Source organism: Campylobacter sp. BCW_6877 (assembly GCF_001762445.1).
In the GTDB taxonomy this organism is placed as follows: Bacteria; Campylobacterota; Campylobacteria; order Campylobacterales; family Campylobacteraceae; genus Campylobacter_D; species Campylobacter_D jejuni.
The window spans coordinates 20,428-43,528 of record NZ_MJWW01000059.1 but is presented as its reverse complement, the minus strand read 5'-3'; the positions used below and the strand labels follow the sequence as shown (position 1 = coordinate 43,528).

26 protein-coding genes and 2 pseudogenes are annotated in these 23,101 nt (G+C 29.1%); 17 read left to right on the top strand and 11 right to left on the bottom strand.

What is annotated here, in order from left to right; genetic code table 11:
* Positions 1 to 56: 56 nt before the first annotated feature.
* From hemB to AJ936_RS07455, 6 genes are read left to right on the top strand one after another with little or no spacing between them, the layout of a single operon-like run.
* The gene (gene hemB, locus AJ936_RS07480) at positions 57 to 1,040 is read left to right on the top strand and encodes a porphobilinogen synthase (RefSeq protein ID WP_004305703.1); all 984 of its coding nucleotides are present in this window, start codon (positions 57 to 59) and stop codon (positions 1,038 to 1,040) included.
* Positions 1,037 to 1,957, top strand: coding sequence for an ornithine carbamoyltransferase (gene argF / locus AJ936_RS07475; protein WP_004305704.1), 921 nt, complete (start codon positions 1,037 to 1,039; stop codon positions 1,955 to 1,957). Before hemB ends, argF begins: the two co-directional genes overlap by 4 nt.
* Entirely contained in the window at positions 1,954 to 2,445 is a 492-nt protein-coding gene (locus AJ936_RS07470; protein ID WP_070210225.1) for a DUF2603 domain-containing protein, read from the top strand. Before argF ends, AJ936_RS07470 begins: the two co-directional genes overlap by 4 nt.
* Positions 2,432 to 3,787, top strand: coding sequence for an oxygen-independent coproporphyrinogen III oxidase (hemN, locus tag AJ936_RS07465; RefSeq protein WP_004305706.1), 1,356 nt, complete (start codon positions 2,432 to 2,434; stop codon positions 3,785 to 3,787). The genes AJ936_RS07470 and hemN overlap by 14 nt, the downstream gene beginning before the upstream one ends.
* Before the next feature lies 1 nt (position 3,788).
* Positions 3,789 to 5,054, top strand: a complete 1,266-nt coding sequence (locus AJ936_RS07460) for a (Fe-S)-binding protein (protein WP_070274265.1) — start codon at positions 3,789 to 3,791, stop codon at positions 5,052 to 5,054.
* Complete coding sequence (locus AJ936_RS07455) at positions 5,051 to 5,812, top strand: DUF5416 family protein (protein ID WP_079264397.1); 762 nt, start codon at positions 5,051 to 5,053, stop codon at positions 5,810 to 5,812. The genes AJ936_RS07460 and AJ936_RS07455 overlap by 4 nt, the downstream gene beginning before the upstream one ends.
* Positions 5,813 to 5,814: 2 nt before the next feature.
* Here AJ936_RS07455 and AJ936_RS07450 read toward each other — a convergent pair whose 3' ends face one another.
* Positions 5,815 to 6,021, bottom strand: a complete 207-nt coding sequence (locus tag AJ936_RS07450) for a membrane protein (protein WP_002853356.1) — start codon at positions 6,019 to 6,021, stop codon at positions 5,815 to 5,817.
* Between the two features lie 232 nt (positions 6,022 to 6,253).
* Here AJ936_RS07450 and AJ936_RS07440 point away from each other — a divergent pair, with 232 nt between their 5' ends.
* Both AJ936_RS07440 and AJ936_RS07435 read left to right on the top strand, forming a co-directional pair.
* Positions 6,254 to 7,474, top strand: coding sequence for a CynX/NimT family MFS transporter (locus tag AJ936_RS07440; RefSeq protein ID WP_070210223.1), 1,221 nt, complete (start codon positions 6,254 to 6,256; stop codon positions 7,472 to 7,474).
* Between the two features lies 1 nt (position 7,475).
* On the top strand, positions 7,476 to 8,627 hold the full coding sequence (locus AJ936_RS07435; RefSeq protein WP_044779510.1) for a M20 aminoacylase family protein: 1,152 nt from the start codon (positions 7,476 to 7,478) through the stop codon (positions 8,625 to 8,627).
* A 3-nt stretch (positions 8,628 to 8,630) separates the two neighbouring features.
* Here AJ936_RS07435 and AJ936_RS07430 read toward each other — a convergent pair whose 3' ends face one another.
* Positions 8,631 to 9,371: a YaaA family protein gene (locus tag AJ936_RS07430; RefSeq protein ID WP_004305720.1), complete on the bottom strand. Its 741-nt coding sequence runs from the start codon at positions 9,369 to 9,371 to the stop codon at positions 8,631 to 8,633.
* A gap of 90 nt (positions 9,372 to 9,461) precedes the next feature.
* On the bottom strand, positions 9,462 to 10,580 hold the full coding sequence (jlpA, locus tag AJ936_RS07425; RefSeq protein WP_004305723.1) for a lipoprotein adhesin JlpA: 1,119 nt from the start codon (positions 10,578 to 10,580) through the stop codon (positions 9,462 to 9,464).
* 220 nt (positions 10,581 to 10,800) lie between these two features.
* On the opposite strand from jlpA, the gene AJ936_RS07420 reads away from it, so the two are divergent.
* Positions 10,801 to 11,640, top strand: coding sequence for a cysteine ABC transporter substrate-binding protein (locus tag AJ936_RS07420; RefSeq protein WP_044779506.1), 840 nt, complete (start codon positions 10,801 to 10,803; stop codon positions 11,638 to 11,640).
* Between the two features lie 40 nt (positions 11,641 to 11,680).
* Positions 11,681 to 12,928 carry an MFS transporter gene (locus AJ936_RS07415; RefSeq protein WP_070274264.1) on the top strand — a complete coding sequence of 416 codons (1,248 nt, stop codon included), beginning with the start codon at positions 11,681 to 11,683 and terminating at the stop codon, positions 12,926 to 12,928.
* Here AJ936_RS07415 and AJ936_RS07410 read toward each other — a convergent pair.
* Positions 12,911 to 14,179 carry a M20/M25/M40 family metallo-hydrolase gene (locus tag AJ936_RS07410; RefSeq protein ID WP_004305728.1) on the bottom strand — a complete coding sequence of 423 codons (1,269 nt, stop codon included), beginning with the start codon at positions 14,177 to 14,179 and terminating at the stop codon, positions 12,911 to 12,913. The genes AJ936_RS07415 and AJ936_RS07410 overlap by 18 nt on opposite strands.
* 67 nt (positions 14,180 to 14,246) lie before the next feature.
* Here AJ936_RS07410 and AJ936_RS07405 point away from each other — a divergent pair, with 67 nt between their 5' ends.
* Together AJ936_RS07405 and AJ936_RS07400 are read left to right on the top strand one after the other, a co-directional pair.
* Positions 14,247 to 14,774: a thermonuclease family protein gene (locus AJ936_RS07405; RefSeq protein WP_002861717.1), complete on the top strand. Its 528-nt coding sequence runs from the start codon at positions 14,247 to 14,249 to the stop codon at positions 14,772 to 14,774.
* 8 nt (positions 14,775 to 14,782) lie between these two features.
* Positions 14,783 to 14,956, top strand: a complete 174-nt coding sequence (locus AJ936_RS07400; RefSeq protein ID WP_002861716.1) for a hypothetical protein — start codon at positions 14,783 to 14,785, stop codon at positions 14,954 to 14,956.
* Here AJ936_RS07400 and AJ936_RS07395 read toward each other — a convergent pair whose 3' ends face one another.
* The 4 genes and pseudogenes from AJ936_RS07395 to AJ936_RS10620 all read right to left on the bottom strand — a co-directional run.
* Positions 14,957 to 15,535, bottom strand: coding sequence for a hypothetical protein (locus tag AJ936_RS07395; RefSeq protein WP_002861715.1), 579 nt, complete (start codon positions 15,533 to 15,535; stop codon positions 14,957 to 14,959).
* Between the two features lie 71 nt (positions 15,536 to 15,606).
* On the bottom strand, positions 15,607 to 16,497 hold the full coding sequence (gene cmoB, locus AJ936_RS07390) for a tRNA 5-methoxyuridine(34)/uridine 5-oxyacetic acid(34) synthase CmoB (RefSeq protein WP_079860930.1): 891 nt from the start codon (positions 16,495 to 16,497) through the stop codon (positions 15,607 to 15,609).
* 73 nt (positions 16,498 to 16,570) lie between these two features.
* Positions 16,571 to 17,040 (bottom strand): annotated as a pseudogene (locus AJ936_RS07385) (ShlB/FhaC/HecB family hemolysin secretion/activation protein); the annotation flags it as partial.
* A gap of 39 nt (positions 17,041 to 17,079) precedes the next feature.
* A pseudogene (locus tag AJ936_RS10620) lies at positions 17,080 to 17,608 on the bottom strand (hypothetical protein); the annotation flags it as partial.
* A gap of 345 nt (positions 17,609 to 17,953) precedes the next feature.
* Here AJ936_RS10620 and AJ936_RS07375 point away from each other — a divergent pair.
* Positions 17,954 to 18,328, top strand: a complete 375-nt coding sequence (locus AJ936_RS07375) for a YbgC/FadM family acyl-CoA thioesterase (RefSeq protein ID WP_002871461.1) — start codon at positions 17,954 to 17,956, stop codon at positions 18,326 to 18,328.
* On the opposite strand, the gene AJ936_RS07370 is transcribed toward AJ936_RS07375, so the two are convergent.
* Genes AJ936_RS07370 through AJ936_RS07360 form a run of 3 tightly spaced genes read right to left on the bottom strand, consistent with a single transcriptional unit; the run spans position 18,320 to position 20,591 of the window.
* Positions 18,320 to 19,510 (bottom strand): hypothetical protein, encoded by a 1,191-nt coding sequence (locus AJ936_RS07370; RefSeq protein ID WP_002881670.1) that lies wholly within the window; start codon positions 19,508 to 19,510, stop codon positions 18,320 to 18,322. The two genes, AJ936_RS07375 and AJ936_RS07370, sit on opposite strands and share 9 nt — an antisense overlap.
* The gene (locus tag AJ936_RS10405) at positions 19,507 to 20,115 is read right to left on the bottom strand and encodes a uracil-DNA glycosylase family protein (RefSeq protein WP_002881669.1); all 609 of its coding nucleotides are present in this window, start codon (positions 20,113 to 20,115) and stop codon (positions 19,507 to 19,509) included. The genes AJ936_RS07370 and AJ936_RS10405 overlap by 4 nt, the downstream gene beginning before the upstream one ends.
* Positions 20,112 to 20,591, bottom strand: coding sequence for a GNAT family N-acetyltransferase (locus tag AJ936_RS07360; protein ID WP_002881667.1), 480 nt, complete (start codon positions 20,589 to 20,591; stop codon positions 20,112 to 20,114). The genes AJ936_RS10405 and AJ936_RS07360 overlap by 4 nt, the downstream gene beginning before the upstream one ends.
* 130 nt (positions 20,592 to 20,721) lie before the next feature.
* On the opposite strand from AJ936_RS07360, the gene rpmH reads away from it, so the two are divergent.
* Genes rpmH through yidC form a run of 4 tightly spaced genes read left to right on the top strand, consistent with a single transcriptional unit; the run spans position 20,722 to position 23,100 of the window.
* Positions 20,722 to 20,856, top strand: a complete 135-nt coding sequence (gene rpmH / locus AJ936_RS07355) for a 50S ribosomal protein L34 (protein WP_002776864.1) — start codon at positions 20,722 to 20,724, stop codon at positions 20,854 to 20,856.
* Positions 20,853 to 21,179 (top strand): ribonuclease P protein component, encoded by a 327-nt coding sequence (rnpA, locus tag AJ936_RS07350; protein WP_070274263.1) that lies wholly within the window; start codon positions 20,853 to 20,855, stop codon positions 21,177 to 21,179. Before rpmH ends, rnpA begins: the two co-directional genes overlap by 4 nt.
* Positions 21,176 to 21,517, top strand: coding sequence for a membrane protein insertion efficiency factor YidD (yidD, locus tag AJ936_RS07345; protein WP_002861708.1), 342 nt, complete (start codon positions 21,176 to 21,178; stop codon positions 21,515 to 21,517). Before rnpA ends, yidD begins: the two co-directional genes overlap by 4 nt.
* Positions 21,514 to 23,100: a membrane protein insertase YidC gene (gene yidC / locus AJ936_RS07340; protein WP_070247938.1), complete on the top strand. Its 1,587-nt coding sequence runs from the start codon at positions 21,514 to 21,516 to the stop codon at positions 23,098 to 23,100. The genes yidD and yidC overlap by 4 nt, the downstream gene beginning before the upstream one ends.
* Position 23,101 lies beyond the last annotated feature (1 nt).

Below are 23,101 nucleotides of genomic sequence, written 5' to 3'. Positions count from 1 at the left end.
TACTACTCTCTATAATCAAATTTATGTTAAGATTTTAGCAAAAAAAGGACAAAAAAATGTTTAAAAGATTTAGAAGATTAAGGTTTAATGAAAACTTAAGATCTATGGTAAGGGAAAATTCTTTAAGTGTAAATGATTTGATTTATCCGCTTTTTGTGGTTAATGGAACAGGGATAAAAAAAGAAATTTCTTCTATGCCCGATGTGTTTCAAATGAGTTTAGATGAAATTTTAAAAGAGTGTCAAAATGTAGTTAATTTAGGCATTAAAGCCATTATACTTTTTGGCGTTTTGGAAAATGAGAAAAAAGATAGTTGCGGAAGCGATGCTTTAGATGATGAAGGGCTTGTTGCAAGAAGCATAAGAGAGATTAAGAAAAATTTTCCAGATCTTTTTGTAATTAGCGATCTTTGTTTTTGTGAGTATACAGATCACGGGCATTGTGGGTTTATCGATCCAAAAACAAAAAGCGTAGATAATGATGCCACTTTAGAAATTTCAGCCAAACAAGCCTTAGTTCACGCAAGAGCAGGGGTAGATATGATAGCACCTAGTGGGATGATGGATGGTATTATCACTACTTTGCGTGAAGCTTTAGATAAAGAAGGTTTTGAAAATTTGCCTATAATGGCGTATTCTACTAAATTTGCATCAAGTTATTATGGGCCATTTCGAGATGTAGCAGAGTCAGCTCCAAGTTATGGAGATAGAAAAAGCTATCAAATGGATTTTGCTAATGGTAAAGAAGCTTTAGAAGAAAGCTTAGAAGATGAAGCACAAGGAGCTGATATTTTAATGGTAAAACCCGCTCTTGCTTATCTTGATGTAATTAAAGAAATATCCCTTTATTCTAACTTGCCTTTGTGTGTTTATAATGTAAGCGGAGAATATGCTATGCTAAAGGCAGCTAAAAATGCGGGAGTGATTGATTATGAAAAAATCTTATATGAAACTATGATAGCTTTTAAAAGAGCAGGGGCAAAGCTTATCATCACTTATCATGCCAAAGAATTAGCTAAAATGTTAAAAGGAGAAAAATGAAACATTTTTTAACTTTAAGAGATTTTTCTAAGGAGGAAATTTTAAGCCTTGTAAATCATGCTAGCGAGCTTAAAAAAGAGCCTAAAAAACTTTTACAAGATAAAACTTTAGCAATGATTTTTGAGAAAAATTCTACAAGAACAAGAATGGCTTTTGAATTAGCCATAACAGAGCTTGGCGGAAAGGCTTTATTTTTAAATAGCAATGATTTACAACTTAGTCGTGGCGAGCCTGTAAAGGATACAGCTAGGGTGATAGGGGCGATGGTTGATTTTGTGATGATGAGAGTCAATAAACATGAAACTTTACTCGAATTTGCAAGATATTCTAAAGCCCCTGTGATCAATGCTTTAAGCGAGCTTTATCACCCTACTCAGGTTTTAGGAGATTTGCTTACTATCAAAGAATGGAATAAGATGCAAAATGGTATAGCAAAAGTTGCTTTTATCGGAGATAGTAACAATATGTGCAATTCTTGGCTTATTGCGGCTGCGATTTTGGGCTTTGAATTTAGTATAGCTATACCAAAAAACTATAAAATTAGCCCTGAAATTTGGGAATTTGCTATGAAACAGGCTTTGATTTCAGGAGCCAAAATTTCCTTAAGTCATGATAAATTTGAAGCCTTAAAGGATAAAGATGTAGTCATCACCGATACTTGGGTTTCTATGGGTGAAGAGAATGAAAAAGAACGCAAGATTAAAGAATTTGAAGGATTTATAATCGATGAGAAGGCTATGAGCGTTGCCAATAAAGACGCGATATTGCTTCATTGTTTGCCTGCTTATAGGGGTTATGAAGTGAGTGAAGAAATTTTTGAAAAACATGCAGATGTGATTTTTGAAGAAGCAAGAAATCGCCTTTATGTGGTAAAAGCCTTGCTTTGCTTTTTGGATAATCAGAGAGGAAGAGAATGAAAGAGCTAGAAAAGTATAGCATTTGCTTAAAACGCATTGATGAATTTAGTCAAAATCTAGGAATAAAGAAAAAAGATAGAACGATTTTTAAAATGAAGCAAAGCGAGAATGAAAACGAAAAATGTTTAGTTCTTGAAAATGGAAGTTTTGATTCTCCTGAGCCTTGGTTTGTGATTGATGAAAACGATGAAATTCACACTTTGCTTTCTTTACAAAGTCTTAAGAATATACTTGAAAGTTTAAAACAAAGTCAAAAAGAGAATTTTGAATTGCGTTTAGAAAAGGCGATTTATCAACAAATTCCTGTAGATTTTAACGATGTTTGGACGGTTGCCATGGATGAAATCAAGCAAAAGGCACAAAATGGTACTATGGAAGTTGGTATTGATCTTGAAAAATTAATCTCTAAAATCAAACAAGAGCATCCAAATTTATTTGTAGATATGCAAGCGATGATAGAAAGGGTAAATCAAAATGAGAGATTATAAAGCTTTTGTAAAATATTCTAAAGCAGGACCACGCTACACTTCTTATCCTACAGCAGTAGAGTTTAATACAAATTTCAAATATGAAGAATATATAGAAATTTTAAAAAAGCAAGATAGATCTTTATCGCTTTATTTTCATTTACCATTTTGTAGGAGTGCCTGTTATTTTTGTGGTTGCAATGTTATTTATACTGCAAAAGAAGAGAGTAAAGAAAGGTATTTAACTTATATTTTTAAAGAGCTTGATATTTTAAGTACTATTTTAGATACTAAAAGAGAAGTGGTGCAAATGCACTTTGGGGGCGGAACTCCAACTTTTTTTAGTGCTAAACAACTTCAAAATTTGATTTTAAAAATCAGATCTATTTTTAGAAATTTTTCTAAAGATGCAGAGATTAGCTGTGAGATCGATCCGCGTTTTTTAAATGACGAACAAGCCACAGTTTTAACACAAAATGGCTTTAATCGTATCAGCTTTGGAGTGCAGGATTTTGATGAAAAAGTTCAAAAAGAAATTCATCGCATCCAGCCTTTTGAATTAACACAAAATGCTTTAAATCTTGTAAGAAGTAAAGGTATAAAGTCTGTAAATATGGATTTAATTTATGGTTTGCCTTATCAAAATTTACAAAGCTTTACACAAACTTTAGAAAAAGTTATGCTTTTAAATCCTGATCGTTTGGCGATTTTTAATTACGCTCATGTGCCTTGGCTTAAGAAAAATATGAGAAAATTTGATGAAAATACCTTGCCAAGTCCTGATGTTAAACTTGAAATTTTAGAATTTTGTGAGAATTTTTTGAGTAAAAACGGCTATAAAATGATAGGTATGGATCATTTTGCAAAAGAAAATGATGAGCTTTTTAAAGCTTTAGAAAATGGAACTTTACATAGAAATTTCCAAGGTTATACTACTAAAGGTGGTGCTGATTTAGTCGGTGTTGGGCTTACAAGTATAGGCGAAGGACAAAGACATTATGCGCAAAATTTTAAAGATATGTCAAGTTATGAGGCTGCATTAGATAGAGGAGTTTTGCCTTTTGAAAGAGGCGTAGCTTTAAGCGATGATGATGAGCTTAGAAAAGCAGTGATTATGGAGTTAATGGCAAATTTTAAGCTTGATATCAAGTCAATAGAAAAAGAATTTTGCATTGATTTTCAGGAGTATTTTAAAGAGGATTTAAAAGCTTTAGAAGAATACAAAGATTTTATTAATTTTGATGAAAATTTTATCAAAGTCAATGAAACAGGTGTTTTGCTTATAAGAAATATTGCTATGTGTTTTGATGCTTATATGAAAAACATTAGTGAAGATAAAAAAGTATTCTCAAAAACGGTGTAAGATGAAATTTAGTCAAATAAGTGATGCTTGTGTTAAATGTGGCAAATGTATACCTGTTTGTACTATACATGAAGAAAATCGCGATGAAATTACCAGTCCAAGAGGATTTTTAGATCTTTTATCTGCTTATAAAGAGGGAATTCTAGAGCTTGATAAAGAAGCTAAGAAAGTTTTTGAATCTTGTTTTTTATGTACCAATTGTGTTGAAGTATGTCCAAGTAAATTAAGAGTAGATAATGCCATAGAAGAAGTTCGTTATGATATAGCTAAAAAATTTGGTATAGCTTGGTATAAAAAACTTATTTTTTTCTTTTTAAGAAGACGCAAAATTTTAGATTTGGTAGCTAAGCTTGGCTATGTGTTTCAAAGTTGTGCGTTTAAAATTCAAAATGAGAATGAAAATACAGGTATGAAGGCAAGATTTTCCATGCCTTTTGTTAAAAAGGGAAGATTGCTTACAAGTTTTAATAAAAAAAGTTTCTTAAATTCTAATCCAAAATTTATCAATAATGATGGAGAAAAAACAATAGGTTTTTTTGTAGGTTGTTTGGCGAATTATTTTTACATAGATACGGCTAATGCAGTGCTTAAAATCGCTAGCGAATTAAAAATCAATGTGGATTTGATGAAAGAACAAGTGTGTTGTGGAGCACCGCAATTTTTTACGGGTGATTTTAAAAGTGTTGAAGTTTTGGCTAAAAAAAATATTGAGTATTTTGAAAAAAAATTAGCAAAATTAGATGCTATTATAGTTCCTGAGGCCACTTGTTCGGCTATGTTAAAGATAGATTATGAACATTTTTTTATAATGCAAAATGATTTAGACTGGGCAAAACGCGCAAAATGTGTGTCATCTAAGATATATATGGCTAGCGAGTATTTTTATAAATTTACTTCTTTGGAAGAAATTTTAAAAACAAAAAATAAATTTAATTATAGCATTACTTATCACGATCCTTGCCATGCAAGAAAAATGCAAGGGGTTTTTAAAGAGCCAAGAGAACTTTTAAAAACAAATTATCATTTTGTGGAAATGAGTAATTCTAATACTTGTTGCGGTTTTGGCGGGGTGAGTATGCAAACGGATTATTATGATAAAGCCTTAAGTGTAGGGCTTAAAAAAGCACAAATGATCGATGAAAGTAAGGCTAGTGTGGTAAGTGCCGAGTGTTCAGCTTGTAGAATGCAAATTTCAAATGCATTAGAACAAAATTCAAGTAAGGTTGTTTTTGCTAGTCCTTTAGAGCTTATAGCAAAAGCTTTGTGATGATGAAGATAGTATTTAAAGGCAAAAGTTCTGAATATGAAATTCAAAGATCGTGCTTTTGTGTTGATGCTTTTGTGATTAAAGATAAGATTGAAGAACGAGATGGTGTTGATTTTATCACTTCAAATATAGAGCTTTTGGAATTTAGTGATGACAGTTTTACTTTTGAAGAAATTGTAAAACATTTTAATATTTGTAATAGTGAAGATATGATTATCGTTGAAGATTTTGACATGAAATCAAACAAAGATAATCAAAACCAAGAAGATAATATAAAACACAACATCTTAAAATCCGAAAAAATAATACATGAAAACACAAAACAAATAAGTATGCAATTTAAAAATTTAAAATTTTTTTCAAGAATTTTTAAAAATGAAAATTTTCTTTCTGATTTTAAAGAAAGCAAGCAAGAAGTTGTTGCTATCAAAAAACATGAAAAACTTGAAATTTTTAAAAATTTATCTCAAGAAGATCAAGAAATTAGCTTTGTTAAAATTGAAATTTTAAATTATGATAGTAATGAAGATAGTTTAAGTTTTAATCTTGATATATTTCCAAGCGGTATGAGCTATAAGTATGGAATTTTAAAAGGTTCTATGCATATTATTTTACAAGGTAAAACTTCTAGTACGATGCTTTTTCCGTTTTTAAAAAGCATGATTTATAAAAATAAAAGCGAAAATTCAAGTGAAAAAATTTTTACTTTAATGATAAATCAGAAAAAGCACTATAAACTTATCGCAAATCTTTCTTAGTTTTATTTTATTATATTTTCTATATTAGAGCGATTTTTTTCAATTAAAGAGCGATTTTTTTGAGTTGTTTCTTTAAGATCGGCTATATCTTCTTTCATATTTTGTATGTTTTGGTTGAGTAATTTTATCTTTTTTTCATAGCGAGTAACGATGATAAAGACTACAAATAAAAATATAATAATCAAAAAAATAAATGCTAAAAATTCCATATTTTTCCTTTTTAAAACTAGATTTTGAAATATATCATTTAAATACTTCAAAAAACTTTTATGGGTTTTTATTTTGTATTTTAGTTTTTTTATCTTTAAACTTATATATAAATTTTCAAAAAGTAACAAAAAAATATATAAAAAAATAATTAAATTAAAAAAATAATCAAAGATAATAAATATCTCATTTTTTTATGTTATATTTTAATAAATATCCAAAAAGGATTTTAATATGGAAAAATCACTTTTATTTCATTTTAGACGCATTGGGGTTGAATTTATTATTTTTAGTGTTTATGCTGTTTTTAGTATCTCTTGGGCAGCAACAGGGTCTTTAATGCCCTTGATTTCAAATGATCTTGCTCTAAATACTCAGCAAGCTACTTTAATCACTAGTATGATAGTAGTTGCGAAAATTTTTGGTGCTTCATTTACTGCTTTTTTGGTTTATAAATTCGGATTAAAAAAGGGATATTTTTTAGGCTGTATTTTAATGAGTTCGGGTATCTTTTTAAGTTTTGTAGATAGTTATAGTGGTATTTTGATTATAAGATTTTTAACAGGGCTTGGTTCAGCTTGTGCTTTAGTTTGTTTAGTGCCTATTGCACAACAATGGTTTGAAAAAAAAGCTTTACATTTTGTAATTAGTTTTAATATGACTTCAAATTTGGTAGGCATTACCCTAGGACTTGTTTTAGCTGAAAGTATCTCAAATTATTTTGGAAATTGGAGAGATTCTTTATCATTTTATGCTTGGATTAATTTGATTTTATTGATTTTGTGGCTTTTTGTAGGTAAAGATGAGAATAAAAAAGAAGAAAAAAAGAATAATGCAAAAGATCTTATTTATGCTCTAAAATCTCGTGTTACTTGGGGTATGATTATTTTTTACATAGGGCCTATTTTATTTTTAAATTCTCTTTTTACTTTTTTACCAACTTTTTATGCGCAATATGCGGGTTTTAGTAAAGAATTAGCTGATTTTGCTAAAAAAGAAATTCCAGCCTTGGCTAATTTTGCTATTATTTTTGGTCCTTATCTTGGATTATTTTTTAAAAGAAAAAATATTTCTTTTAAAATAATGCTATTGTCTGGAGGAGCGTGTATTTTTATATGCGGATTTTGTATGTTGTTTTTACAAAATTTAGTATTGATGCAGATTTTTGCTGTGTTATCAGGCATTTTTTATTCTATGTGGTTTCCATTTTTCTTTAATCTACCTTCAGAATTAAAAAATTCTAATCCAAATCAAACTGCTTATATTATGAGTGCTTTTTGGAGTATTACCTTTGTTATACTATCATTTAACCTATGGGTAGTATCTTGGAGTGTTGATAAAACCCATAGTTTTACTTTGGGTTTTGTTTATATTTTTGCTTTGATTTTTATTTCAGCGATCTTAGCACAATTTGTTTTACCTAGAAGAGAAAATTTTATACAAGGAGAAAAATAGAATGAATTTAATTCCAGAAATACTAGACTTACAAGGCGAATTTGAAAAAATTCGTCATCAAATTCATGAAAATCCTGAGCTTGGTTTTGATGAATTATGTACTGCAAAATTAGTGGCGCAAAAATTAAAAGAATTTGGTTATGAGGTTTATGAAGAAATAGGAAAAACAGGTGTTGTGGGGGTTTTAAAAAAGGGAAATAACGATAAAAAAATAGGACTTCGTGCAGATATGGATGCTTTGCCTTTACAAGAATGCACAAATTTGCCTTATAAAAGCAAAAAAGAAAATGTAATGCATGCTTGCGGTCATGATGGACATACTACTTCTTTATTGCTTGCTGCAAAGTATTTAGCAAATCAGAATTTTAATGGCACTCTAAATCTTTATTTTCAACCTGCTGAAGAGGGTTTGGGTGGTGCTAAGGCAATGATAGAAGATGGATTGTTTGAAAAATTTGATAGTGATTATGTTTTTGGATGGCACAATATGCCTTTTGGTAGCGATAAGAAATTTTATCTTAAAAAAGGTGCGATGATGGCTTCTTCGGATAGTTATAGCATTGAAGTTATTGGAAGAGGTGGTCATGGAAGTGCTCCAGAAAAGGCAAAAGATCCTATTTATGCTGCTTCTTTACTTGTGGTGGCTTTGCAAAGTATAGTATCTCGCAATGTTGATCCTCAAAATTCAGCAGTTATAAGCATAGGAGCTTTTAATGCAGGGCATGCTTTTAATATCATTCCAGATATTGCAACGATTAAAATGAGTGTTAGAGCATTAGATAATGAAACTAGAAAACTAACTGAAGAAAAAATTTATAAAATTTGTAAAGGTATTGCACAGGCTAATGATATAGAGATTAAAATCAATAAAAATGTTGTTGCACCAGTGACTATGAACAACGATGAAGCTGTGGATTTTGCTAGTGAGGTTGCAAAAGAATTATTTGGCGAAAAAAATTGTGAATTTAATCATCGTCCTTTAATGGCAAGTGAGGATTTTGGATTTTTTTGCGAAATGAAAAAATGTGCCTATGCTTTTTTAGAAAATGAAAACGACATTTATTTACATAATTCTAGTTATGTTTTTAATGATAAGCTTTTAGCTAGGGCTGCAAGTTATTATGCGAAGCTAGCTTTAAAATACTTAAAATAAAAACTAATCTAGAATTTCAAGCACAATTTCTTCCTTTAAACCTTTGATTTGAATTTCTTTGAGTTTTAGGTTTGAAGGAAGGTTTGCCAAAAGCTCTTTATTGTTTTTTACTTGGTTTTTTGCACTTATGGAGAGTAAAATTCCCCTATAAGCTTTAGCAAAATGACTGATGACTTTACCATTTTTTACAAATTTATAGGTATAAAATTTCTTTTTTGGGGTGTAGAATTTATCATAAAATCCTGCTCTAAGGTCAAGTATTTCTTTATTTTCTAAGTATTCATCTAAGGCTTTACTAAAATGTTCTTTATAAAATTTCTCTATGGCAAAATTTCCTATTTTAGCCCCTTGCTTGAATTTATAAAAGGGTAGGGTATCATTAGCTCTTACAACGCCAAAAAGATTAGAAAATATAAGAGTATTTTCTAAAATATAAGCTTGACTTTTTTTATCTAAAGCTTTAAAATTAAGATATTCATAACTTACCCCAGTATAAAGCAATATAGCTTCTTGAGTGGGAGCTTGTTTTAAATTGTGTTTAAATTTATCAATTTCATTTTCATTTTTAATGCCAAAAAGTTCTTGTAAATTCTGTAAACTTGCGTTTTTGATAAATTCTTCATAATGCTTTAAAGCTTTTATTCTATAAGGAAATAATTCTTTAAATATAAATGAGTTTTCATTGATAGGATTTTTTACGCAATTTTCATTTTTGCTTTCACTAGGGGAGAATAAAATTTTCATTTTAGCCTTTTTTGTTAATGTTATGAAACATTAAGAGCAAAGAATTTAATCTTGCTTTTAATGTTTTTGAAGTTTTTATCATTTTAAAATTTAAAACGACGCTCCGCCCATTAACATAGAAAACATGATAAATGGAAGTATAATTTTTAACGCTTCTGTGGCGTCTTGATTGTTGATGCTTAGTTTTTCTATGCTGTCGATTCCTTGTGTGCTATAGTCACTAACAGGGATGTTTTTAAATTTTAAATCAAGATTGAGTTTATAATCATCATTTTGAGTGATATTGTTTAAAATAGCTAAAGCTTTATCAAAGATTAATGCTTGTTCTTCATTTTGACTTTGAGCTTTTAAGGTTTGTAAATTTTCCTTAGCAGTTGCTATATAGCTACTAAATACGCCTTCGGTTTTAAGAGTTGAATCAATTTTAAAATTATTTAAGATGATGTATTTTTGGATTGTATTGCTAAAATCTGAAGCTTGTTCGTAGTTTGCTATATTAAGAAGTTCATTGATAGCTTGTTCATCCATAGCTAAAGTTTGAGTGTTAAATTTTATACCCTTAGAATCAAGGTAATTAAGTAGATCTTCTTTTAGATTTATATTTAGATTTGTATTGAAATTTAATTTTGCGTTATAAAATTTTATATTAAGATTATCTAGATAATTGTTTTCTTGTTTGTTTATGGAGTTATCAAATGATAAAGTATAAGAATCCGAGCTTAATTTATTGATAAAAGAGCTGATTTTTGGATCTTGTTGAAATAAGCTTGCATTGATGTCACTAACAACTTTTTCTCCAAGTTTAAAATCTTCAAAAACCAAATTTGATTGTATGCTTTTTTGGTTTTTAAAAAGATCGTTGTAATATTCTTTAATGTTAATTGATGTATTTGCTTCGCCTTTGTAAATTTCATTTGAGCGAATTTTGATATTTTTTGCTTGAAATAGTTCTTGATACTCATCGTTGTTATCTTTTGCAAGAGTTTTGAAATTTGAACTTAAACACGCTATAAAATCACCATCTGCATTGCATTTAAAATCAGAAAATTCAATCTTTATTCCAGAATCCTGAGAAAGGTTTGCAATTTCTTGTTTAACTGTTTGATTTAGTTGATTTTCATATTTTTTAACTGTTTTTTCATCTATGGAATTTCCGCAAGCTGAAAACAAAACAGCTATTCCAATAGAGAGAAAAATACCTTTTTTCATAGTTTTCTCCTTAAAAATTTTAAAACAAAGATTATATCTTTTTTTACTTAAAATTTAAACAATGCTAAAAGAGAGTGTGAGATTAATTACATTTTTACACATAGGAAAATCTTTTTAGTTTGTTTCAAATGCATTATTTATAATTTTAAGTATAATTAACTTTGCAATTATTATATATTTTTGCAATAGCTTTAAGCTTATTTTTAAAGAAAGGAAATGTATGAAAAAAATACTTCTAAGTGTTTTAACGGCCTTTGTTGCAGTAGTATTGGCTGCTTGTGGAGGAAATTCTGACTCTAAAACTTTAAATTCTCTTGATAAGATCAAGCAAAATGGAGTTATTAGGATTGGGGTATTTGGCGATAAACCACCTTTTGGTTATGTGGATGAAAAAGGAAACAATCAAGGCTATGATATAGCTTTAGCTAAACGCATAGCAAAAGAACTTTTTGGCGATGAAAATAAGGTGCAATTTGTTCTTGTTGAAGCTGCAAATAGGGTTGAGTTTTTAAAATCAAATAAAGTAGATATTATTTTGGCTAATTTTACTCAAACTCCAGAAAGATCTGAACAGGTTGATTTTTGCTTGCCTTATATGAAGGTAGCTTTAGGCGTAGCTGTGCCAAAGGATAGTAATATAACTAGCGTAGAAGATTTAAAAGATAAAACTTTACTTTTAAACAAAGGCACAACAGCGGATGCGTATTTTACGCAAAATTATCCTAATATTAAAACTTTAAAATACGATCAAAATACCGAAACTTTTGCCGCTTTGATGGATAAAAGAGGCGATGCTTTAAGTCATGATAATACCTTGCTTTTTGCTTGGGTGAAAGATCATCCCGATTTTAAAATGGCTATCAAAGAGTTAGGCAACAAAGATGTTATCGCACCAGCAGTTAAAAAAGGTGATAAAGAACTTAAAGAATTTATCGATAACTTGATCATTAAACTAGGCCAAGAGCAGTTTTTTCACAAGGCTTATGATGAAACTTTAAAAGCTCATTTTGGAGATGATGTTAAGGCTGATGATGTAGTGATTGAAGGTGGAAAAATTTAACAAAGGGCTTTTTGCCCTTTATATTGATTTAGGATAAAATATGCAAAAAAAATACAAAAATATTATTTATGCTTCTTTGGGTGGAATTTTGGAATTTTATGATTTTGTGCTTTTTGCCTTTTTTTTGGATATTTTTGCTAAGGTATTCTTTCCGCAAAATGATGCTTTTTGGATGCAGATAAATGCTTATATAGCCTTTGGTGCTGCTTATTTAGCGCGTCCTTTTGGTTCTATTGTGATGGCACATTTTGCTGATAGATATGGAAGAAAGAATATTTTTTATATTTCTATGCTTTTGATGGTTTTGCCTAGTTTTGCTTTAGCTTTTTTGCCAAGTTATGAAAGTATAGGTATATTTGCTACTTTGATTTTATTTACTATTCGTATTTTGCAAGGTTTAGCCGTTGGAACTGAGGTGAGCGGAGCTTGGATTTATGTGAGCGAATTTGTCAAAGGGCGTCAAATTCCTTTAGCTCTTGGTTTTATTTCAGCGACTTTAACCATAGGTTTATTGCTAGGAAATATTGCCACTTTAGGCATAAGATCTTATTTTACCCCAGAAGAAGTTCAAAGCTATGCTTGGAGAATTCCTTTTATCATAGGAGGATTTTTTGGAATTTTAGCTTTGTTTTTAAGAAATAAACTCAGTGAAACTCCAGAATTTGTAAAAGTTCAAAATGAAAAGAAAATTTTAAGTTTTCCATTGTTTGAAGCTTTAAAAACTCATAAAATGAGCATGCTTGTTTGTTTTTTAATGACCATGGTTTTAACAAGCGGTGTGGCAACTTTAATGATTTTGCCTAAGTATTTTGAAAGTCTTTTAGCTATGAGTAAAACTTCTGCTTTATGGGTACAAAATTTTGCTATTTTAGCGGTGATTTTTGGAGCTTTATTTCAAGGTTTTTTAGCAAGCAAATGGGGAAGCTATAGGATTTGTTCTATTTTTAGTATAGCTTTTATTATCTTTGGTATGCTTTTTAGTTTTTATGATGAGAAATTTTTATTTTATTTTTTACTGGCTTGTTTTACACAAGGTATTATCACTTTCGCACCTGTTTTTATGACACAAATTTTTAAAAGCGAACTTAAATTTAGTGGGCTTAGTTTTGCTTATAATATTTCTTATGCGATTTTAGGTTTTTTAACCCCTTTTGTAGTTAATGCTTTTTATAAAGAGTATTTAGGTATTTATCTTGCTATAGTCGGATCTTGCTCCTTATTTTGCGTGTTTTTGTTAAAACGCGTTTTTACAAGAAGCAAGATTAAAGAATTAAGCATTGTCTTTTAAAACTTCAAAAACAACCTTAGATATTTTTTCAACTGAAGCGATTTCGCAATGCTCATCAGTTGAATGAGGATTATGGATATTTGGACCTATAGAAGCGCATAAAAGCTCTTGTTTTTTCTCTATAATGCCACACTCAAGCCCTGCATGGATAGCTGAAACTTTGGCATTAGGCGATACTTTTTTAAGCGCTTTAAAAACCATGTCGCTAAGTGCGTTTGGTTTGCCTTCCCAAGGTGGATAGAAATTAAAACTTCTTACTTTAAAATCAAAAGCCTTGAAAAATTCTAAAGTTTCAAATTCTACTTGCTTAAGTCCATCAAGTATATTAGATCTTGCAAAAAGTGCGAATTTGATTTGTTTATCTTGCATTCTTAAAGTAGCTAGGTTAATGCTTGTTTGAACTATACCTAGATTTTCATCATAAGCTCTAACTCCATGAGTAAAAGAATTTATAAGGCTTAAAAGTTTGTTACTTTGATCGCAAATTTCAAATTCGCCTTCTTCTTTAAAATCGCATTTTATCCAGTTATTGCTCTTTACTTCATTTTTAAAATGCACTAAAGCTTTAGCGTGTTTAGGTATAGAATTGATTCTTTCTCCACCTTTAAAAGAAATGATTTCTCCTTTATTTTCTTGTATGAATTTAGCCATTTCTTTGATGGAGCTTTTTTCGTTGCGTACGATATTTATGCCTGAGTGTCCACCTTTAAAATTTTGCGCGCAAAGCTCATAAATTTTACCCTTTTTTCTAAGGGTATTAAAAGGCAAGCTAGCTTCTATATCTACTCCACCTGCACAGCCTATCATGATCTCATCATCGCTTTCATGATCTAAATTTAAAAGCATTTTAGATTCTAAAGTGTGCTCGAGTGAATTCACTCCCATGAGTCCTACTTCTTCATCGTTTGTAAAAAGACACTCTAAATTTTCAAATTCAGCCATAGCACTCATCATGATGGCTATACCTATACCATTATCCGCGCCAAGACTTGAATTTTTGGCTCTTAAAAAGCCATTTTCTTCATAAACTTCTAAGTTTGGTGCATCGCCCATACAGACCATATCATAATGGCTTTGTAAGCAAATTTTTGGTTTGCCTTTTATGGCACGGATATTTCCTGCTTTATCTACACTCACTTTAAAGCCTTTATCTTTAGCATAAGAGCTTAAAAATTCTTTCATTTGTTCTGTTTCATAACTGCAATGAGGAATTTTACATAATTGTTTAAAATTTTCTATAACATTTTGCATTTTATCTCCTTTGTTTTGATAAAATTATGGCATATTTTTTAAAATTTAAAGGCAAAATGATTAAAAAATGAGAATAAATTATAAAAAATTATTTAATTTAAGAAAATTACTAAGTGATCCAAAAAAACTTTTTTCTGTATTAATTTTTACTCTTGTAGTTGTTTTTATCCAGAATTATATTGCCCAAAATTCTAGTTTTGAAGGAAAAGTAGTTAGAATTATTGATGGAGATACTATAGAAGTTAATCATGAAAACAAACTCGCTAGAATAAGATTTTTTGGTATAGATGCACCAGAACTTAAACAAAGTTTTGGAAAGCAATCAAAAGAAGCTTTAAGTAGAATTTTAAGCGGTAAACAAGTTGAAATTATTTATAAAAATAAAGATACTTATGGTAGAATTGTTGCTATTGTAAAGCTTAATAATGTTGATATTAATCGATTTTTAGTAAGCAAAGGCTATGCTTGGGCTGATACTTACTATAGTAACGCTTATATTAAAGAACAAGAAAATGCTAAGAAAAATCATTTAGGTCTTTGGAAAGAGGGTAATCCTATAGAGCCTTATAAATGGAGAAAACACAATAAATTCTAAGGAAAAACATGAAAAAATATATTTTAATGATACTATTAGTTTTAGGAATTTCTGGATGTTTTGTAAATGAAAGAGGAATTTCAAATCGTTTTTATGATGATTGCAAAGAATATTATGATGGAAGTGGAACTTATCATAAGGATTGCCCAAAGAATTGGGTGGATATTAAAATGACTCCTTGATTATTTTCCACCCACAGAGGTCATTAATGCAGCTGCTACGGCTTCTGGATTGTTGATTTTGGCACCTTGTTCTTGATTTTCTGTAGGTTTAACAGTATTAAGTGGCGGACGCTTGAGTTTAAATATATGCTCATCAGTGCTAACAACTTGTATCGTTCCTTCAAACATTTTAATTTCTTTAACATGCCCGACCACTTTTACATCTCTTTTTTTGGAGGTTTCGTCAAAAAGTGCATGAGCTTCAAGTTCTAAAACATCGCCTAATTTAAGCGGAGCATAAAAAAAACATTTTGATCCAATAATCACTGAAAATTCTTTATTGATAGAGGCTTGTGCTACATAGTTTGCCGCAGCGAAAATAAAGGCATCAAAAATCAATCCTTGATCATCTGCTACCATTTCGCTTGTGGTTATTAAAATTGATTTGGCATAGTTTTTATCAATTTCTATAATGGTTCCAGCAAGCGAAGTGTTTAATTCAGGACAAGTGAGTAATTCTGCTCTAACACGAGATATATCTTCTGCAGATGCGTATTCTTCAAGTTGTGCATATTCTTCAAAATTATCTTTTTTTGCCATATCTAACCTTTAAATTCTACTTATCTACTTCAAAATATCTAAAGCCTAGATCGACAAAAAGCAAAAAGAATTTATATCCCAATACGCACATAAACTCTTTTGGGTGCTTCATAGCCTTCAATGGTAAGATTTTTATCCTTTGGATCTAAGAAATTTTCCAGCGAAAAAGAGTCTATCCATTCTGTTTTTCTTTGTTCGTTTTCATCGGTTTTTTTTGTAGCCAAAACTTCAAATTCTTTAAATCCTGCTCTTTCACACCAGTTTTTTAATGCACTAATGCTTGGTATAAAATAAATATTTGGAATTTTAGAATAAGTTTTATTAGGCACAAGAGCGATTTCTCTCTCATCTTCTATATACATGGTATCTAAAAAAACAACTCCATTTTTATTAAGTCCTGCTTTTAAATCTTTTAGCATTTTTATAGGATCACTTCTATGATAAATCACCCCAAGACAGAAAATCACATCAAATTTCAAGCCATAGCTTGGAAGATCTTCTACGCCTAAAAGTTCGTATTCTATAGGAGTTTTAGCTAAAGCGTTAATGAGTTCAAATTGCAAACGGTATTTGATAGAAGGATCAAAACCTATGAGTTTTGCAGGATTAAATTCAAGCATTTTAAACATATAATAACCATTATTACAGCCTATATCAGCAACGCATTTTTGAGAAATTTCGTTCATAAAAGGCTTTAAAATATTAAATTTAATAAAACTTTGCCATTCTGTATCGATGAAAAGATCGTCTATTTTAAAAGGACCTTTTCTCCATGGTTTAAGTTCTTTTGTTATAGCTAGGATTTCATCTTTGGCTTGAGAATTTGTAGATAAATTTACACTATCATCTAAAGAAAAATTACAAGCAAGATTGAGAGCTTTAAGTTCTTGAATTTTAGCGTATAAAGGGTGATTTAGAAATTGTTTTTCGAGTAAATTTTCTTGCATTTTCATCCTTGACATTTGCTTTTAATGCTAAATTATAACATTAAAAGCTTTTATGGCAATATAAATCTCATATGTATTAAATATTTGATCAAAAATAAATTTTTAAAAACTCAAAATACTTCCCAAAACTCACATAAGCTTTAGAACTATAATCATCATTTTTATAAAGCTTTAGCTAAATCAAGCTTAACATAAAAATTTCCTGTTTTATTATAAAGCAGTTGCAAATCATAGGCATCCATATAGTTTGTTTCACTTGCTCTATATAGTTTAGAAACATTCTCACACCAAGAATAACCTATATCATAAAAAGGAGTGATATAAAAATCTTTCAAAGGAGTAGCCATTCTAAGTCCAAAGCTAGCCACTACAGCATTATCTCTATCTTCATTATTATAAACCCTTACTCCATAAGGACCTACTAAAGATATAGTTTTACTATTATCTAGTATAAATAGATTCATTAATAACTTGTTGATAATTTAAGCTAAAAAGATGGGTAAAGGTATCATTAAAGAAATAAGCATTGTTAAGATTGACATTAAGTTTAGCAAATTTTCAAATTCTACTCCATCTACTTTGCTTGTTTCTATACCTCATTAAGAAATTCATGCGTTGATTGCTTTTAGAACTGCTAAGATTTTTATATGAGTATCTTTAGGTTTAAGATAAAAAACTGAACTAAGTTCTCCTTGTTCTAATATAAGTTTATTATAACTTGCATTAGCATAATCGTTTTTGCTATGATTAAAAAAGGAAGTGCTCTAACTGTTTTTATTACTATGATTAGCTGTATTGACACTATTAAAAGAAAGAACTTTATCTTCTTTCATATCAGAAGTAAGTAAATAATGTTTAAAATTTAAATCGTTTATATTTATAATATTTACTTTAGTATTGTTATAAATTAAAGTAATATTGTTAATATCATGTTTAGAACTCTTAGAATAATAATTTATACCTTGGGGTTTTATAAGTAGAATTGGTTTTATCATAAAGTTTGTTATCATTAAAATAATACTCTGGAATATTGAAATTTCGATTGTCTGTAGTATTTGCTTGAGTGACTAAAAGCATTGATGCTTAAGAAGGTAACAATAGAAAGTTTAAAACAAAATTTCTCTATACCCCTCTCCGTGAAGTTAAAAAGCTTAATGGCTGGCATAGATATCCTTAAATATTGATTATTGTATTTTAACTATTTAACAATATCTGTAAATATTATTAAAAGGAAGCGTAATTATAATATTCTTAAGTATATTAATTATAAATAAAATATTTAAATAATATTAATAATAAAAAAGTTATTTTTTAATTTTATTTTTTATAATATATATTTAATATTATTAAAAAACTTTATTAAATTAATATTGGACGGAATTTTTTAATATAAGCTAAAAAGCGATATCAAAGAATTTCCGTTGTATAATCTAATGTTTTTTAAATGTAAAATATTTTTTAAGGTAAAGCGATGAAAATGCGTGTGTATTATGAAGATACTGATGCGGGTGGAGTGGTGTATCATAGTAATTATTTAAAATTTTGTGAGAGAGCAAGAAGTGAAATTTTTTTCAATAAAAAAGTAGATATTTTTGATGCGTCTAAGGGACATTTTTTGCTTGCAAAAGCAAATTGCAATTTCTTAAAACCTGCAAAACTTGGAGATATAATAGAGATTAAAACAAAAATTTTAGAAGTCAAAAATGCTTCTGTGGAAATTTCACAAGAAATTTATAAAGATGAAATTTTGCTTTTTAAAATGGAATTAACTTTAGCTTTTATTAAAAACGAAAAACCAGCTAGAATGGATATGCAGTTAAAAAAGCTCTTTGAAGAATTATTTTAATTCTTCAAAGCTTGCTTGTTTGCCTTGCATAAGACGCACTTTGTAATCAACTTGAGAATTTTTGATTTTCTCATCAAATAAACTTTCACTTTTTTTATTTAAGAATTCGGTATAAAAGTAATCAACTCCTATACTAGTGGCATAAGCAATCCAGTTATAATCTATACTTTGATTAAAAATTTCATTAAGATAGATTAAGTTATCATCGTGGTTATTGATAGAATTAGCAATGATGAAATTTTCTCTATCTCCTTGTTGTGTTAAACTTAAAAATGTTGGATTATAGTTGATTTGAGTGGATAAAAGCACATAAGGATGAATGTTATAAATTCTTAGTTGAGAACTTGCTAGAGCTGTTTTGATCAATGGAGTGTTAAAAAATATTGAGGCATTATTAACTCCGCCTTGTGATCTTAAAAGTCTGCTAAAATCAAGCTTCTCGCCTTCTATGGTATATATTCTAGCATTATTATTTTGAGCAAGAATTCTTGAATTTAGATTGCTTGATAAGGCAGAGCCATCGCTAAATATTGCGATATTAGCATTTGATTTGCTTAAAAGTGTGGCAATTTGAGCATCATAGTCAATACTTCCAAAAATAATATTTTGATTTGAAAATTGTATGTTGTTTTTATGGATGGTCGGTATAAAAATTTTCATATTTCCTGAGTAATTTTTCAACTCATTGGCACCTTTTAGAGTAAATCCAGCTATGGCATACTGATATCCTTGAGCTTGTGCTGCATCAAGCGCGGCTCGAATTTTATCACTATCTTCTGTGCCAGTTAAAAAAACTTTTACTTTGATTTCAGCTCTTTGTCTTAAAAGATAGGCTATGCTTGAATTTATTATAGTATTTGAGTAGCTTTTTATGGTTTTTTCTGGGATAATTATCGCAAGTTTAACAGAAGTAATTTTTTGAACATTTTTTTCAAAATCAGTAATGGAATTTAATAATTTTGCATAAACATTAGATAAAAATTGATCGTTTTGGTCTGCAAATTCACTTAAAAAACTGAGATACAATCTTGATTCTAAAAGATCAAAAAGACAATTTGTGTTGCATTCTTGAACGCTTAATTTAGGATAAAAATTTTCAACAGGTTTTACATCGACTAATTTTTGCTCTTTTGCATTAAGCAAAAAGCAAGATAAGAAAAATATTAAAAATATTTTTTTCATAAAAATCCTTTAATTTTTTTTAAATCTTGTATGAAATTTTTTTCATAACTTGGATTTTTTTCTATAAAATCTAAATCATAACTTGGCATTATGAAAAAATTTTTATAAGCAAAAACTTCACCTTTTAAAATGTGATAATCTTTAAATCCCAAGCTTTTAAATGTGTATTCTCCTAGACAAAGCAAAAAAGCAGGTTGAATCAGTTTTAGTTCGTTCCAGAAAAATGGTAAGCAAGATTGTAGCGAAAAATCATCAAATTTTCCATTACAAAAACATTTAAATAAATAAGAAAAATAAAAATCTTCATCGCAAAGCCCTAAAATTTGATAAATATAGTGTTTTAATTTTTTACCTTTTTTTGAATTAAGTAAAATTCCGCTTTCATTTTCACTCTTTTGCCCAAAAACATCAAGAATTAGCAATTTGGCATTTTTTATCTTAGGCTCCATAAGACTAAATTTTCTTGTTTTGGAAAATTGGCATAAGGTGCAAGATGAAACAAGTTGTTTTAATTCTTGAAAATTTTGTACTTGTTCAAAGTGGTTTGTATGTGTATCAACAAAGTTAAATCCCATAGCTTTTAAATAATAAAGACTTCTTATCATAAATCACACAATTTTTCTAAATTTTCTCCACTTAGACGATAATTTCTCCATTGTTTAAGATGTTTAGCGTTTAAACTTTCATAAAAATTAATACCTAAAATATTATCATTTAAGCAAACCCAGTCGAGTCTTTTTAAATTTTCTTTTTTGCAAATTTCTCCTAAAAATTTAAAAACAGCTTTTCCATAACCTTTTTTACGAAAATCTTCTCGTATATAAATATCTTCAAGATAAATTCCACCGCTACCCCAAAAAGATGAAAAAGTATAAAAATAAATCATATAGCCTATAGTTTTTTCATTTTCTTTTAACAAAAAAGCACGAGCAAATTTATTTTTTAGTAAAGAATGTTTTAGTTTTTCTTTCGTGCATTGAAGAAAATCTAACATATCTTCGTATTTTGCAAATTCTATGATCATTTCTTGTAAAATATCTAAATCTTCTTGTCTTAAATCAATAATTTTAAATTCTGACATTTTTAACCTTTTAAAAATAATTTCAAAATTTATCAAAAGAATTTAAAAATTACTCTTAATCAAAAGCAATTTATAAGTAAGATTAAGATAAAATACAAGTTTATTTTATAATTTTTTAAGGAAAAATCAAATGAAAAGAACTTATCAGCCGCATGGCACTCCAAGAAAACGCACTCATGGTTTCCGTGTTCGTATGAAAACTAAAAATGGTCGCAAGGTGATCAATGCAAGACGCGCTAAAGGTAGAAAAAGACTTGCTGTGTGAAAAATTTTGATAAATTTAGCACAAACAAGGAATTTTCATCTGTATATAAAGTAGGTAAAAAATGGCATTGCGAAGGTGTGATCATTTTTTATCTGAATAGTTATGAAAAAAAAATAGCAGTTGTTGCTAGTAAAAAAGTTGGAAAAGCAGTGGTTAGAAATCGTTCAAAACGAATTTTAAGGGTTTTGTTTGCTAAGTTTGAAAGATATCTTCAAGATGGCAAATATATTTTTGTAGCTAAAAATGAAATCACTGAACTTTCTTTTTCTAGGTTAGAAAAAAATCTAAAATGGGGATTGAAAAAACTAGAATGTTTCAAATGATATGCCTAAAAATACTCCGTTTTTATCAGAAATTCTTAAGCCCTTTAAAACCCGCTGCTTGTAGGTATTATCCTAATTGTTCTGAGTATGCACTTTGGCAGTTTCAAAAAAAGAATTTTTTTCTAGCTTTTTTTTCTACTTTTTTTAGAATTTTAAGATGTAACCCTTTTTTTAAAGGGGGATTTGATTATCCTAGAGTTTCTAAAAATTTTTATCCTATGAATTTATGTTTTAAGCCTATATTTTTAGCAAAAAAACAACTTTGTTTTTTATACATACCTTATAAAAATAAAAGTTTTTATCTTATAAAAATCATCTTTAAAAGGACAAATCAGTGAATAATTCAAATAATATTTTTCAGCAAAAGCGTATACTTTTGGCTGTTGTGATTTCTTTTTTATTTTTTGTTGTTTATGATTATTTTTTCATTCCAAAGCAACCTTTAAAAATAGAACAAAACATTACACAACAAAATCAACAAAACACAAGCATAAATAACACTCCTAATATACAAAATACCACCACAAATACTCCAAGTGCGGCTTTAGTTTCGCAAGATAGTGTGATATCTAAGGTTCAAAGCAAACATTTTGAAGCACAAATTGACTCTTTTGGTAGAATTTCTGCTTTTTATTTAAAAGATAAAAAATACCAAAATGAGAAAGGGGAATTTATAAATCTTGTTAGCAAGGAAAATAGTCCTTATCCTTTAGAAATGCGTTTTAGTGATCCAAGTATTAACTCAGAGGCTTTTAAATTTCCTTATATTGCTAACTCTAGCAATCTTTTTGTTGATGAAAATGGAAGTCAAGTTTTAAAACTCACTCAAAATCTTTCCGGATTGAAAATCGAAAAAGATATTACTTTTTATCCAAAAGGAAATTATGAGATAGAAGTTAAACTCAGCAAAAATGCAAATTATTTTATAAGTCCAGGATATCGTCCAAATATTGCCGTAGATAGTTATACAGTTCATGGTGCTTTGGTAATGGATAATAAAGAAACCATCGAAACTTATAAAGATGGAGATGTAGAGAAGGATGAAAGTGCTAATAATGTCGTAATGACTTCGGCTTTTGATAGATACTATGCAACTTTCTTTTATAATTTTGATAAACCTTTAAATGTGGCAATCAGCAAGGATGCTAATAAAAACCCTATAGTTTTTGCTTATAGTGATAATGAATTTAAAGCAGGGGGTTATATAGGTTCTAAAGAACATGTGATTTTAAGAAGTATAGATCCACGCCTTGAAGCAGTTGTTGAATATGGTTGGTTTACTTTTATTGCTAAGCCTATGTTTGAGTTTTTGAATTTCTTACATCAGTATATAGGAAATTGGGGTTGGGCTATCGTTGCGATGACTTTAATTGTGCGTATTATTTTATTCCCACTAACTTATAAATCTATGATTTCTATGAATAAACTTAAAGATCTTGCTCCTAAAATGAAAGATATTAGAGAGCGTTATAAAGGCGATCCACAAAAAATGAATATGCACATGATGGAGCTTTATAAAAAACATGGTGCAAATCCTATGAGTGGTTGTTTGCCTATACTTTTACAAATTCCTATTTTCTTTGCTATTTATCGCGTTTTGCTTAATGCTATTGAGCTAAAAGCAGCTCCTTGGGCGTTTTGGATACATGATTTATCGGTAATGGATCCTTATTTTATTTTGCCTATTTTAATGGGTGCAACGATGTTTTTACAACAACTTATCACACCTATGACTATACAAGATCCTATGCAAGCTAAGATTATGAAATTTTTACCAGTGATTTTTACTTTTTTCTTTATCACTTTCCCAGCAGGACTTACGCTTTATTGGTTTGCAAATAACCTTTGTTCTTTGGTTCAACAATGGGTTATCAATAAAATATTTGCTAAAGAACATCACAAAAAAACAAGTGGAGCATGAA

Bases quoted from the DNA above. Each gene is read 5' to 3' on its own strand.
- yidD (WP_002861708.1), top strand. From the start codon at position 21,176: ATGATATGCCTAAAAATACTCCGTTTTTATCAGAAATTCTTAAGCCCT.
- hemB (WP_004305703.1), top strand. From the start codon at position 57: ATGTTTAAAAGATTTAGAAGATTAAGGTTTAATGAAAACTTAAGATCT.
- cmoB (WP_079860930.1), bottom strand. From the start codon at position 16,497: ATGTCAAGGATGAAAATGCAAGAAAATTTACTCGAAAAACAATTTCTA.
- AJ936_RS07430 (WP_004305720.1), bottom strand. From the start codon at position 9,371: ATGAAAATTTTATTCTCCCCTAGTGAAAGCAAAAATGAAAATTGCGTA.
- AJ936_RS07405 (WP_002861717.1), top strand. From the start codon at position 14,247: ATGAGAATAAATTATAAAAAATTATTTAATTTAAGAAAATTACTAAGT.
- AJ936_RS07440 (WP_070210223.1), top strand. From the start codon at position 6,254: ATGGAAAAATCACTTTTATTTCATTTTAGACGCATTGGGGTTGAATTT.
- AJ936_RS07415 (WP_070274264.1), top strand. From the start codon at position 11,681: ATGCAAAAAAAATACAAAAATATTATTTATGCTTCTTTGGGTGGAATT.
- AJ936_RS07435 (WP_044779510.1), top strand. From the start codon at position 7,476: ATGAATTTAATTCCAGAAATACTAGACTTACAAGGCGAATTTGAAAAA.
- AJ936_RS07360 (WP_002881667.1), bottom strand. From the start codon at position 20,591: ATGTCAGAATTTAAAATTATTGATTTAAGACAAGAAGATTTAGATATT.
- AJ936_RS07410 (WP_004305728.1), bottom strand. From the start codon at position 14,179: ATGCAAAATGTTATAGAAAATTTTAAACAATTATGTAAAATTCCTCAT.
- AJ936_RS07470 (WP_070210225.1), top strand. From the start codon at position 1,954: ATGAAAGAGCTAGAAAAGTATAGCATTTGCTTAAAACGCATTGATGAA.
- argF (WP_004305704.1), top strand. From the start codon at position 1,037: ATGAAACATTTTTTAACTTTAAGAGATTTTTCTAAGGAGGAAATTTTA.
- AJ936_RS07395 (WP_002861715.1), bottom strand. From the start codon at position 15,535: ATGGCAAAAAAAGATAATTTTGAAGAATATGCACAACTTGAAGAATAC.
- AJ936_RS07450 (WP_002853356.1), bottom strand. From the start codon at position 6,021: ATGGAATTTTTAGCATTTATTTTTTTGATTATTATATTTTTATTTGTA.
- jlpA (WP_004305723.1), bottom strand. From the start codon at position 10,580: ATGAAAAAAGGTATTTTTCTCTCTATTGGAATAGCTGTTTTGTTTTCA.
- AJ936_RS07420 (WP_044779506.1), top strand. From the start codon at position 10,801: ATGAAAAAAATACTTCTAAGTGTTTTAACGGCCTTTGTTGCAGTAGTA.
- AJ936_RS07375 (WP_002871461.1), top strand. From the start codon at position 17,954: ATGAAAATGCGTGTGTATTATGAAGATACTGATGCGGGTGGAGTGGTG.
- AJ936_RS10405 (WP_002881669.1), bottom strand. From the start codon at position 20,115: ATGATAAGAAGTCTTTATTATTTAAAAGCTATGGGATTTAACTTTGTT.
- AJ936_RS07460 (WP_070274265.1), top strand. From the start codon at position 3,789: ATGAAATTTAGTCAAATAAGTGATGCTTGTGTTAAATGTGGCAAATGT.
- AJ936_RS07400 (WP_002861716.1), top strand. From the start codon at position 14,783: ATGAAAAAATATATTTTAATGATACTATTAGTTTTAGGAATTTCTGGA.
- rpmH (WP_002776864.1), top strand. From the start codon at position 20,722: ATGAAAAGAACTTATCAGCCGCATGGCACTCCAAGAAAACGCACTCAT.
- AJ936_RS07370 (WP_002881670.1), bottom strand. From the start codon at position 19,510: ATGAAAAAAATATTTTTAATATTTTTCTTATCTTGCTTTTTGCTTAAT.
- hemN (WP_004305706.1), top strand. From the start codon at position 2,432: ATGAGAGATTATAAAGCTTTTGTAAAATATTCTAAAGCAGGACCACGC.